This is a genomic window from Aquimarina ulvae, assembly GCF_053613295.3.
Window position 1 is genome coordinate 730,614 of sequence record NZ_JBSIBP030000002.1, and the last position, 13,029, is coordinate 743,642.

General features: G+C 34.3%; 8 protein-coding genes. All 8 read left to right on the top strand.

The genetic code is table 11. From position 1 onward, the window contains the following. Positions 1-43: 43 nt before the first annotated feature. Positions 44-3,418: a DUF4175 family protein gene (locus ACWGOQ_RS06795; protein WP_452055884.1), complete on the top strand. Its 3,375-nt coding sequence runs from the start codon at positions 44-46 to the stop codon at positions 3,416-3,418. Next, positions 3,411-3,833, top strand: a complete 423-nt coding sequence (gene ybeY / locus ACWGOQ_RS06800; protein WP_452055883.1) for an rRNA maturation RNase YbeY — start codon at positions 3,411-3,413, stop codon at positions 3,831-3,833. The genes ACWGOQ_RS06795 and ybeY overlap by 8 nt, the downstream gene beginning before the upstream one ends. 78 nt (positions 3,834-3,911) lie before the next feature. Continuing rightward, positions 3,912-5,783, top strand: coding sequence for a tRNA uridine-5-carboxymethylaminomethyl(34) synthesis enzyme MnmG (mnmG, locus tag ACWGOQ_RS06805; RefSeq protein ID WP_452055882.1), 1,872 nt, complete (start codon positions 3,912-3,914; stop codon positions 5,781-5,783). 68 nt (positions 5,784-5,851) lie between these two features. Then, positions 5,852-6,262, top strand: a complete 411-nt coding sequence (locus ACWGOQ_RS06810; RefSeq protein WP_452055881.1) for a hypothetical protein — start codon at positions 5,852-5,854, stop codon at positions 6,260-6,262. A 433-nt stretch (positions 6,263-6,695) separates the two neighbouring features. Continuing rightward, positions 6,696-7,544, top strand: coding sequence for a class I SAM-dependent methyltransferase (locus ACWGOQ_RS06815; RefSeq protein WP_452055880.1), 849 nt, complete (start codon positions 6,696-6,698; stop codon positions 7,542-7,544). A 231-nt stretch (positions 7,545-7,775) separates the two neighbouring features. Next, positions 7,776-8,303, top strand: coding sequence for an OmpH/Skp family outer membrane protein (locus tag ACWGOQ_RS06820; protein ID WP_452055879.1), 528 nt, complete (start codon positions 7,776-7,778; stop codon positions 8,301-8,303). A 713-nt stretch (positions 8,304-9,016) separates the two neighbouring features. Then, positions 9,017-11,059: a T9SS type B sorting domain-containing protein gene (locus ACWGOQ_RS06825; RefSeq protein WP_452055878.1), complete on the top strand. Its 2,043-nt coding sequence runs from the start codon at positions 9,017-9,019 to the stop codon at positions 11,057-11,059. 3 nt (positions 11,060-11,062) lie between these two features. Beyond that, positions 11,063-13,029: PorP/SprF family type IX secretion system membrane protein (locus ACWGOQ_RS06830; protein ID WP_458202505.1), on the top strand; the 1,967-nt coding region annotated here is incomplete at its 3' end.

Here is a 13,029-nt window from a genome sequence, read left to right on the forward strand (position 1 = left end):
AAGTTGTAGTTTTATAAATTACCGAAAAAGAAAGTGTGAGAAAATGGATAATTTTGAGTTCATAAAGAATAAGTTAGAACAATTTATTAGAAAATACTATATTAATGAGTTGATAAAAGGAACTATCCTTTTTCTGTCTATTGGAGTTTTTTATTTTTTAATTACATTATTAATAGAGTATTTCTTGTGGTTAAATAGCACATGGAGAACCTTGTTGTTCTGGATGTTTGTGTTTGTTGAAATAGCTTTATTTATAAAGTTTATTGCGTTTCCTATCTCAAAGTTATTCAAGTTAACGAAGGGAATTGATTATGTAGGCGCTTCAAAAATTATAGGAAATCACTTCCCTGACGTGAACGATAAGTTATTGAATCTATTACAACTTAGCAATGGCGATCGATCCTCGTCATTGTTATTAGCGGGTATTGAACAGAAGTCAGCGCAGTTGAAGCCAATTCCTTTTAAGCTAGCAGTTGACTTTAAAAAAAACAGCAAGTATCTTACATATGCAATAATTCCTATTGTTTTTTTGTTAATAAGTTTATTTGGTAAAAGCAACTGGTTTTCAGAGAGTTATGATCGAGTTGTTAATTATGAAACAGCATATGAACCGCCTGCACCATTTCAGTTCTTTGTAATTAACGAAAGTCTTAAGGCTTTGGAAGGTAATGATTATGTATTACAGGTTAAAACTGTTGGTAAAGTGATTCCCGAAAATGTTACCGTTAATTATGATAACGAAACTTATTTTCTAAAGAATGTTGGAGTAGGAGAGTTTGAACATGTATTCGTACAGCCTAAAGAATCTTTGGATTTTATATTATCTTCTAATGAAGTAAGTTCTGCTGAATATACATTAGATGTTGTATCTGTTCCGGTATTATTAAATTTTGTTATGGCGTTGGATTATCCTGCATATACTAATAAAAAGGATGAAGTGTTAAAAAGTTCTGGCAATGCCATAATTCCGGAAGGGACTAAAGTAACCTGGAATGTGAAGACTAGAAACACAGAAAAAGTTACAATGGTGATGAAAGACTCTATAGCAACTTTTGAAAAAATTTCTTCCAGTTTTTCTTATGAGAATAGTTTGTATACTGATTTGGATTATGAGATCAAAACATCCAATGATAATGTTCGTGACTATGATAATTTATCATTTAATATTAATGTGATGAAGGATCAATATCCAGAACTCAATTTAAGTTCTCAAAAAGATAGTATAGACAATAGCACACTGTATTTTTATGGAAGAGTTAGTGACGATTATGGTTTAAGTAAATTACGATTGGTATATTATAATAAAGAATCTGAAGAGGCAAAAAATTTCAACAATCTACAAGTAAGTCCAACCGTTTTCGATGAGTTTGTGCATGTTTTTCCGGGTGATCTGTTATTGGAGGAAGGCGTAAATTATGATTTTTATTTTGAAGTTTTCGATAATGACGCTATTCATGGAAATAAAAGTACGAAGAGTCAGGTTTTCAGTTTTAGAAAATTAACATCAAAAGAGCAAGAGGAGAAAAGGTTACAGGAACAAAGTGAAACAATTTCTGGTTTAAATAAATCGTTAGAAAAATTTAAGGCGCAAGAAAAGGATTTAAAATCATTGAGTAAGTTGCAAAAAGAAAAAAGGCAGTTGGACTATAATGATAAAAAGAAGTTAGAGGATTATCTAAAGAGGCAGAAGGAGCAGGAAAAGATAATGCAGAATTTCTCTAAACAATTAAAAGAAAGTTTAAAGAAGTCTGATAAGAAAAAGGAGGAAGAACCATTTAAGGATGCTCTGAAGGAAATGTTAGAAAGAAATGAGGAAAGGCTAAAGAAGAACGAGAAGCTGTTAGAGGAGATTGAAAAGTTATCAGAAAGAATCCAGAAGGAAGAATTAACTGAGAAACTTGAGGAATTAGCTAAAGAAAACAAGAACTCCAAACGAAATTTAGAGCAATTATTGGAGCTTACTAAAAGATATTATGTTATAGAAAAGCACGAGAAGTTAGCTAGTAAATTGGAAGAATTGTCGAAACAACAGGATCAAATATCTGAGAAGGAAGAACCTGAAAACACAAAAGAAGAACAAGATAAGCTCAATGAAAAGTTTGAGAGTTTTCAAAAAGAAATGGAAGAACTTAGAAAAGATAATGAGGATTTGAAAAAACCTATGAATCTAGATCAAAGCAAAAAGGACGAAGCTGACATAGAAAAAGAACAGCAGGAAGCTAGCGATAAATTAGAAAAGAATGATAAAGCTGGTGCAAAGAAAAATCAAAAAAGTGCAGCTCAAAAAATGAAAAAAATGAGTGATGAAATGCAAATGCAAATGCAAATGGGCGGAGGCGAACAACAGCAGGAAGATATGGAGATGCTACGACAGATTTTGGATAATCTTGTTGATTTTTCGATCTCACAAGAGGACTTGATGAAAGGCTTTAAGGGAATAGGTATAGACAACCCAACCTATTCAAGTAAATTAAAAAAGCAAAGTGTATTAAGAGAAAATTTTATTCATATTGATGATAGTTTGTATGCATTAGCTTTACGAACACCCAAAATATCAGATGTGGTTACAGGGAAGCTTACGGATATCGAATTTAATATTGATAAATCATTAGATAGGTTAGCCCAAAATCAGTCAATTCAGGGTATCGCAAATCAACAATATGTAGTAACAGGATCGAATGATTTGGCCTACTTTTTAAGCAAGGAACTTGATCAGATGCAGAACAGCATGGCGTCTGGAAAAGGAAAAGGTAGTGGTAAATCGCGTGGTTTTCAGTTGCCAGATATTATTAAGAAACAAGGAGAACTGAATGAAAAGATGAAAGAAGGAACAGAAAAAGGAAAAGGCGAGAAAAGTGGCGAGAAAGGTGAAGAAGGTAAAGGAGAAAAAGGTGGTGAGAGTGGCAAGGACGAAAAGGAAGGTAAAGGACAAAGTGGTAATAGGAATGGAAAGGATGGAAAAGGCACCAAGGACGGTAAAGAAGAATCTAGTACACAGGAGGAGAATACTAATGGTGAGTTGTATGAAATTTATAAGCAACAGCAACAGTTGAGAAATGCATTGCAAGAAAGATTAAAAGAACAAGGAAAAGGCAATAAAATTGGCAGTGACTTATTGAGAAGAATGGAGCAGGTGGAGCAGGAATTATTGGAAAAAGGATTTAATGAAAGAACCTTAAGTAAGATGCTTAATTTAAAGCATGAACTCTTAAAAATAGAGGATGCATCTATCGAACAAGGAGAAGAGGAAAAAAGAGAAAGCAAAAGCAACAATATGCTTTATAATAATAATAGTATACAGTTAAAGAATGCAAAACAATATTTTAATACTACTGAAATATTAAACAGACAAGTATTACCTTTGCGGCAAAATTACAAACGCAAGGTTCAGGAATATTTTAAGAAGGGTTATGATTAATTTTTTTTATGAAAATGTCGATACTGATATTATAGAAAGTACAATTTCTGGCTGGATTACAAAGGTGATATTGTCTGAAGAAAAGAAAGAGGGCACGCTGAATTTTATATTTTGTAACGATGACTATTTGCTAAAGATCAACAGAAATTTTTTGAATCACGACACATACACAGATATTATTAGTTTTGATAATAGTCTAGGGAATGAGTTGCACGGTGATATTTTTATTTCTATAGACAGAGTTATTGAAAACTCGGTAAAGTATAAAGTTTCTACAGAGCAAGAATTAAGACGGGTGGTAGTTCATGGAGTTCTACATCTTTGTGGGTATAAGGATAAAACAGAGCACGAGATTTTAGTAATGAGACAAAAGGAAGAAGAAAAACTAGCGATGTTCCACGTGGAACATCGCTAGTTTTTCTATCATTTGTTCCACGTGGAACAAATTATTTAGGAATACTTATGTTCCACGTGGAACAAATGAAAATAGAATATGTTTGATAAAGAGTATGATGTTATAGTAGTGGGCGCTGGTCACGCTGGTAGCGAAGCAGCGGCGTCAGCCGCTAATTTAGGCTGCAGCACATTATTAATAACAATGAATTTGCAGAATATAGCGCAAATGAGTTGTAATCCTGCAATGGGAGGTATAGCAAAAGGACAAATAGTTCGAGAAATAGATGCGCTAGGAGGTTATAGCGGAATTGTAAGTGATAGAACTGCTATACAGTTTAAGATGCTTAATAAATCAAAAGGACCTGCAATGTGGAGTCCCAGAGTTCAGAGTGATCGAATGCGTTTTGCAGAAGAGTGGAGGTTATTGTTAGAACAAACACCAAACTTGGATTTTTATCAGGAGATGGTAAGTGGTTTGATTGTAGAAAATGATAAAATAAGAGGAGTTCGAACTTCGTTAGGAATTGAAGTAAAAGCAAAGACGGTTGTGCTCACAAACGGAACGTTTCTGAATGGTTTAATTCATATAGGGGAAAAGCAATTTGGAGGCGGAAGAGCAGGAGAAAGAGCTGCTACCGGAATTACGGAACAATTGGTTGATTTGGGTTTTGATTCGGGAAGAATGAAAACAGGAACCCCTCCAAGGGTTGATGGTAGGTCTTTGGATTATACAAAAATGATAGAGCAGCCCGGTGATGAAATTCCAGAAAAATTTAGCTATACTAATTTGTCTAAACCATTAACTAAACAAAGGTCATGTCATATGACCTATACTTCTTCAGAAGTACACGAGTTATTGCGAGAAGGTTTTGATCGTTCCCCAATGTTTAATGGAAGAATTAAAAGTGTTGGACCGAGGTATTGCCCTTCTATAGAGGATAAGATAAATAGGTTTGCAGATAAAGAAAGACACCAAATGTTTATAGAACCAGAAGGCTGGAATACTGTAGAGGTGTATGTTAATGGATTCTCAACTTCACTACCTGAAGATGTTCAGTTTAAAGCATTGAGATCAGTGATAGGCTTCGAAAATGTAAAGTTTTTTAGACCGGGTTATGCAATAGAATATGATTATTTTCCACCAACACAATTAATACATACACTAGAAACAAAACTAGTTTCAGGTCTGTTTTTTGCCGGACAAATTAATGGCACCACAGGTTATGAAGAAGCAGCATCGCAAGGATTAATGGCGGGTATCAATGCAGCGTTAAAAGTTAAAGAAAAAGAATCATTTACAATTAAAAGGAGTGAAGGATATATAGGTGTTTTGATAGATGACTTAATTACAAAAGGAACCGAAGAACCGTATCGCATGTTTACATCCAGAGCAGAATATAGAACATTGTTGAGACAAGATAACGCTGATTTTAGATTAACACCTATGGCACATAAGATTGGATTGGCATCCGATGACAGGATGAAAAGAATGGAAAACAAGAAAAAGAAATCAAATGCATTTGTGGACTTTTTTAGAGAAACGAGTGTTACTCCTCGCGAGGCAAATCCTGTTTTAGAAGATAAGAAGTCCGCTCCAATAAATCAAAGTGGTAAAATGTTTAAATTGTTCGCTCGACCTCAAATTACGTTAGAGGACATGAAGCAATTCGAAAAGGTTTCTGCTTATATAAACCAGAATGAATTAGATAAAGAAGTTTTAGAGCAAACAGAAATACAAGTAAAGTATGCGGGGTATATCGAAAAAGAAAAAAATAATGCGGACAAATTGAATCGATTAGAGAATGTTAAAATTCCAAAAGATTTTGATTACACGAAACTTAAATCTCTTTCTTATGAAGCTTGTGAAAAAATGACAAAAATTAAACCGGCAACCATTTCTCAGGCATCAAGGATCAGTGGCGTTACACCGAGCGATATTTCGGTTTTATTGGTGTATATGGGTAGATAATGAAGTGTGTAATTTGTAAACAGGAAAGAGCGCTTAAAGCTAAAATAATAACAACTATAATATTGTGTTTGTCAGTTGTTATGTTGTTTTTTGGACCAGAACCGATATACACCCGAATACTCTTTTTGCTAGGCTCTTTGCTGGTGTTTGGTTTTTCGGTGTCTTATAAAATTAAACAAGATTTTAATAATGAAAAATTGTATTCAATTTTTGGTTTGGTTGTATATAAGACTGAGCTAAATTTAGAATTTCCAGATTATATTTCGATTTTTTCAAGTTCTTTTAGTTTGAATAACGATTGGAGTACTGTTAGTGCTTTGGGAACTAAAGAAAGACACGACAAGGTAGTGGTTCGGTTTTTTACAAATAATAGAAAAGTAACTTTGTATAAAACCAATAGTGATAATATGGCAAGGAAAAAAGCTAAAGCACTAAGTGATCTTTTGGGTTTGGAAGTTTATGACGCAACAAAACCATAGTTCCACGTGGAACAATTATGTTTGGATATTGTGAAAGCGGCGTGTTTTGAAATGAAGTATAAGTAAATGTTTTTTTTAGTTCAGTCAATTCTTTAAACAAATAGTAATCTTTGTAAATATAGCGATTAGTTTACTTATGATAGAGAATATCAGATTTTGATGTATGGTGGTTTAATGAGGTAGTTGTTATTTTTTTATAGAAATAAGCAACTATTAAAATTAGTATATAGATTCAGTATTAATGAACGTAAAAAGAGCAATTCCTGAAATAGAGGATTGACATTGAGTGTCTTTTCGAAAAGTGCTTTAATCCTGAAGAAGAAAATGACTATGATAGAAAACCTTTATTCTTCATTACAAATAAGACACTGCTGTTTGGTGAGACTAATGAAACGAAAGGATAATGATTTATTAATGTTTTTTAAAAACAACAATGAATAAAGAACAATTAGATTTTTACTTAGAGTGTAAGGATCATTCCGTATCGGGTGAAAAATTTGTATTGTACAAGGATAATGATCTGGATTTCTTGATAACAACACCTAAACCCGATGATAAAAGTTTAGAAAGGTACTACGAAAGTGAAGATTATATCTCTCATACTGATGGTAAACGAAGTCTTTTCGAGAAATTGTATCATAAAGTAAAAAGATATTCATTAAACAAAAAAGTAAAACTTATATCAGAGCTACATGGCGGAACAGGTAACTTGTTGGATATTGGAGCAGGAACAGGTGATTTTTTGGTAGAAGCAGTAAAAAAAAATTGGGAGGTTTCTGGTGTTGAACCTAACAAACAAGCTAGATCATTAGCCGAAAATAAAGGAATCGAGTTGCGTACCCATACGACCAATTTAGTTAGCAATAATTTTGATATAATTACAATGTGGCACGTATTAGAGCATGTCCCAGACTTAAAAGAACAGATTAAGGAAATTAAGCGACTGCTTAAACCTACAGGCTATTTGATCGTTGCAGTTCCTAATTTCAAATCGTACGATGCTAATTATTATAAATCCTGTTGGGCTGCTTATGATGTGCCTAGACATTTATGGCATTTTTCTCAGAATGCTATAAAAACACTTTTTGAGAAAGAAAAAATACAATTACAAAAGACCGTCCCGTTATTATTTGATTCGTTTTATGTTTCGCTTTTGTCCGAAAAATATAAAAGTGGAAAGATGAATTTTGTTAAAGCGTTTTGGATAGGTTTAATTTCAAATATAAAAGCAAAAAGATCAAAACAGTATTCTTCTCACATATATATATTAAAAAATGAATAAATTCTTGTTTTGAGACTGTTTTCATAGCTTTTAAAAGGTTTAGGCATATTGCTCCATAGCTTTTGTATAAAAATCTTTTAAAAGAGCTTAATTAAAGCTATTTTTAATAGCTTTTAGTAATATAATTTTATAAAACGATCGTTTTTTCTTATGATGTAAGAATTTGATAAGCTTAAGTGTATAACATCAAATGAACTTTGATATTTTTGCGCAGAACTAAATTTTAGAATAATGAGAAAATATATTTGGATTGCAATTGCTTTAATTGGATTGACTTCTTGTAACCAACAGGTTGAAAAAACGGGTTATGTAAATAACACGAAAGTAGTATCTGATTTTAACGAAATGAAAACAGCCAAAGAAAAATGGACAAAAAAGAATAACGAAGTTAGAGCAGAATTGGAAGAAAAGGCAAAGCAATTTCAAATTGAAGTTCAGGGATACCAGAACATCATGAAGTCCATGTCTAAAACCAATAGAGAAAAGAAAGAGCAAGAATTATTAGTAAAGCAACAGACATTGCAAAGGGAACAACAATCCAGAATGCAAGAAATTCAGCAAGGAAGTCAGGAAGAAATTGATTCTATTGTTGCCAAAGTAGAAGATTTTATAAAGGATTATGGTAAAGAAAATGGATATACTTATATCTACGGGCAAACTGAAGTGAAAAATATATTTTATGCTAAAGAAGAACTCGATTTAACAGATAAAATAATTACCGAATTGAATGGAGAAAAGACATCTGAAGATAAAAAATAAATGTCTTTTTGATATAATTGATGATAAAAGATCCATCGACAAAAAGTTGATGGATTTTTTAATTAATACGTAAAGGGAATTTTCCCTAAATAACTCTGATAATCAGCAGTTTGCAATAGCAAATAGTAGCTTGCTATTTTGAGTATAATAAATAGATTTTGTAAACAGTAAACAGTTAAAAAAGTAGTCGACTAAATTTTTAAATAATAGTGAAAATTACCACACCTAATTTGATGGTTCATAGTAGTATAGAAAAGGAAGATAAAAACGGAAAAATATAAATAAAAAAAGTACACTTAATCGGCAAAAGCTGCCTTTTTCTCATCTTAATTTTACGAGCAAAATACTATAAAATTATGTTTTTTTTTGGTTTTTGATAAATTTTATTAGGTTTAGTATAAAAATTTGAGCAAAAAATTACCTTCTTTTCAGCGTTTTTATATACATGAAATGGACTTATAAGTTTATGATTTATAGGTGCTTAACGAGGTATTGAGCCTCCCTAAGCAGCTGTTTGTGTAGGCGTAATCATACTCTTCAATATTAGGTAAGAATATTATTACAAAAAAAATCGAAAATTTGGTTTGTTATAAATTTTTAATTCATAATTTTATCACTTTACAATATTTATATTAACAACATTATTAACAAGCGCCCCAAATCGCTTGATTGATGGTGCATATTTTCACACAAATTTAACTGATGTGATAACCATGAAGAAAAGACTTAACCTCGCAATCGTCACGATAGTTCTGGTACTTGGATTTCAAGCTGCCCAGGCGCAACGTAATATTGGTTCACCTTCTCTTATTTCGGCACCACAAGCTTGCGGAACATTGACAAATAGTTTCGATTTTACAGCAGAGTTGTCTCCTGGTAACGCACTACCCACAAGCAACGAATTTATTTTAGAATTATCAGATCCTACTGGAAGCTTTGCGAACCAAGCAGATATAACAGAATTAGGAAGGGTATTAGGACCCAATAATGGTACTGCTGCAACATCAAATATCAATTTTACCGGTATTTCGGTTCCTATGGATGCTAACAGCGACGATTATAGAGTGCGGGTACGGGCTTCTGAAGCTTCTATTATTAGCGATATTTCGGAACCCATTCCTTTTCACTTTTACGATGATAATTTAGAAATAATTCTTAACGGTAGAGATGATTTAATATTTTGTAATGTGGTCTCGTTTGCTAGAGAAATTGCTGTACAGGTTAGAGACGAAAACGATAATTTTTTAGATGTTAATAATTTTAGATGGCAGTGGTTAAAGGATGGAGCGATTATTCCAGGAGAAACGAGTCCGACGCTTTTAGTAACAGAAGAAGGAAGATATATCGCAAGAGTACCACTGGGTTTATGTAATAACTTTTTTAACCCAAGTAATAGATCCAATGCCGTGGATGCTATATTGGAAAATGTTGACAATTTTTCAATTGTTACAGACGCCCCCGATTTTTCTTTTTGTCCAGATGAGTTTAAAGAATTGAGAGCAAGTACTATTGATTTTTCTTATGATTACCAATGGTTCAAAGACGGAGAAGAATTAGCTGGAGAGATTTCGCCAACCATAATTTTACCTGATAACGATTTCGGTGGAGAATATACTTTACAAATAGAACTTAGTGATGATTGTACGTTACTAACTGATCCGGTAACCGTTACCAATGAAGGTTCTAGTATTACACTTCCACTTCCAGAAAGTTTAATATTATTACCCACACAGGTATTAACGTTGGTAGTAGAAACAGATGCCCCAATAGGAAGTATATTTAGATTTATACGTGATACAAGTGTGCTAACTCAGGGAGTGACCACAAGTTCTACCTTAACGTTTCCAGTACCCGCGAACGGAGTAGGAGTTTATAGTGTAGAGATTGAGGCTAATGACCCTTGTAGTTCATTTTTAGTTACAGAAACCAATATTTCGGCAGCAGAAAGATTTGATATCATCATAGCGGCACAAGATGTCGTCGATTGTGAACAGGATCCAATTACCATAGCATTGACAGAAATGGTTGGTATAACGTCGACCGGGGAAAGGGTTCCGTTGACAACCGAACAGTTTGATTTTTTCGATTTTGAATGGTTTCAAGATGGAGTCTCCACAGGTGAGACTTCTTTGTCGTTTGATGTGAGTCGTTCAGACAGTGGAGGTAGCTTCGAGCTAAGAGCTGTTTTTAGACCCGGAGGATTACCCGATACAGTTTCCAATAACTTACCAATAGATTTCTTATCGGGGGATATCGTATTAGATATTACACCACCCGTTTTAGAAGCTGGAGCATCGGTAGTACTAACGGCACCGCAAAATAGTAATTTCACTTACGAATGGTATGTGATTCAGAATGGAGAAGAAGTTCTTATAGATGGAGAAACTACCAATATGTTAACCGTTACTGAAGAAGGGGATTATTTTGCAAGAATAAGCACTTCTTTATGTACAACAGATACATTGATAGCTCGGGTGGGAGGACCTGATGCACAATCAGAATTAATACCAAACGTTATTACCCCAGGCGGAAACCAAGCCAATGATGCTTGGGTGTTACCAAGTTCATTTAGTGAAAATGATGTAGCGGTTAGTATTTATTCTTCAAATGGAAAATTGGATTTCCAGAAAAATGGAGGCTACAATGCAGATTGGCCCTCAAATTCGGCAACACAAGCAAATGAGCTGGTTTATTATTATATAATATCCAGAAATGATACCGTTGTAAAAAAAGGGACAATTACAGTAATGAGATAATTTATGATCAAAAAAGTACTTTCTATATCCACATTCATTTTTTGCCTGCACTTTGTTAGTGGGCAAGATGGATCATCTAATACATCAGGGATATTACCATCAGACATTCCATTACATAATTCTCTTAAATACAACCGGTTTTTGTTTAATCCTACTTTTTCTTTAGTTCGGGAAAATAAAAACTCCTTAAATATATATAATAGAAATCCAAGAGCTAGTTTTAGTGATAATTCGCAGACATATTTTCTTAGTTATTCAGCGAGGTTCGAAGAGAAAACGGGAATTGGTGTCGGACTATTTCAGCAAAACGTTGGTATTTTCAGGTTCTTTGGTGCCACAGCTAATTATGCGTACAACCTAGAACTGGATAGAGACATGAATTTCACTTTTGGAGTGAATTTAAGTTATTCGCAAAGTGCTTTAAAAAGTAACCTGGACGAAGCACAAGTAAATGATGATGTTATCAATAATTATGAGAACAGTTCTGTTTTTTTACTTCGCCCTGGTGTAAATTTTAATTATGGGAATTTTGACGTTGGTGTCTCTGTAGGGAATTTGGTGACCTATAATCTTACAGCAAGCGAGTTGCTAACAGATAATTTTGAGTATTCGGGACATGTAATGTATACAACCGAACTGGATTGGAGAAGAGTAGAAAATGAATTACGTGGAATGGTATATGCCTCTAAACCAGGAGAGCAAGACCTTAGATACGGAGGAAATGTTTTATTCGAAATTCCAAAATACGGATGGGCACAATTGGGCTATAATAGTTTTTATGGTGGTTCTATAGGTATTGGAGCAAATATTACAAAAATGGTTTCTATAGGTTATACTGTAGAACCCGGCATTGGTGGAAATGCTAACATCGCAGAGTTTGGTGCAACGCACGAATTTGGTTTGGCTTTTAATTTCGCTAAAGAAGAGAGAAGAAAAAGAAGAAATTTCTCATCTAAAAGCTCATTACAAAGAGATTCTGAAATAAGAAGATTAAAGAAAGAGATTTTAGATCAAAATAAACTGATTAGAGAGTTACAAAATTCTAGAGGAGATTCATTAACTGAAGCTCAAAGATCCATGAATAAACTCGAAAGATCTATTCAGGAAGCGAAGGAAGAAGAGGCAAGAAAAGCAAGACAACTAGCTTTGCAGCGTGAAGAAGAAGTAAAACTTCTTAATAAGCAAAGAGAAGAACTTGCAGCTCAGAAGAAATTGGAGCTGGAAATGTCAGAACAAAAGGCAGAAGAAGAACGTTTGGCTGCAGAGAAAAGGCTGGCATTAGAAATGCAAGAACAGAAAAATGCAGAAGAAGCCGCTGGAACTCAAGCTGAAGAAGCTAGAATAGCTGCAGAAGAAGCCGCTAGAGAAGCAGAAGCTGAAAGGCAGGAAGCTGCAGCAGAGGCAGAGGCAGAAGAAAAAAGACAAGCCGAAGAAGCGATTAGACTAGCGGAAGCAGAAGCTGAAACAGAGAGACAACAAATAGCTGCTGCAGAAGAAGCTAAGGAACAAGCCGAAGCTGCTAGAGAAGAAGAAGAAAGATTAGCTGCCCAAAAGAAACTGGAGCTGGAAATAGCACAGCAAAAAGAGGAAGAAGAGCGATTAGCAGCTCAGAAGAAATTAGAGCTAGAAATGGCTGAGCAAAGGAGAATAGAAGAGTCTCAGAAAACGCTGGAAAGAGAGGTTGCAGTACAAAAAGACGAAGAAGCAGAGGCAGCCAGATTAGCAGAAGAAGAGAGATTACGTCAGGAAGCCGAAGCAGCCAGATTAGCAGAAGAAGCAGAGGCGGCAAGATTGGCAGAAGAAGAAAGATTACGTCAGGAGGCGGAAGCAGCCAGATTAGCTGAGGAAGCCGAGGCGGCAAGATTAGCAGAAGAAGAAAGATTACGTCAGGAAGCGGAAGCAGCCAGATTAGCTGAGGAAGCCGAGGCGGCAAGATTAGCAGAAGAAGAAAGATTACGTCAGGAAGCGGA

Coding starts and splice junctions, on each gene's coding strand:
- ACWGOQ_RS06795 (WP_452055884.1), top strand. CDS start 44: ATGGATAATTTTGAGTTCATAAAGAATAAGTTAGAACAATTTATTAGA.
- ybeY (WP_452055883.1), top strand. CDS start 3,411: ATGATTAATTTTTTTTATGAAAATGTCGATACTGATATTATAGAAAGT.
- mnmG (WP_452055882.1), top strand. CDS start 3,912: ATGTTTGATAAAGAGTATGATGTTATAGTAGTGGGCGCTGGTCACGCT.
- ACWGOQ_RS06815 (WP_452055880.1), top strand. CDS start 6,696: ATGAATAAAGAACAATTAGATTTTTACTTAGAGTGTAAGGATCATTCC.
- ACWGOQ_RS06820 (WP_452055879.1), top strand. CDS start 7,776: ATGAGAAAATATATTTGGATTGCAATTGCTTTAATTGGATTGACTTCT.
- ACWGOQ_RS06825 (WP_452055878.1), top strand. CDS start 9,017: ATGAAGAAAAGACTTAACCTCGCAATCGTCACGATAGTTCTGGTACTT.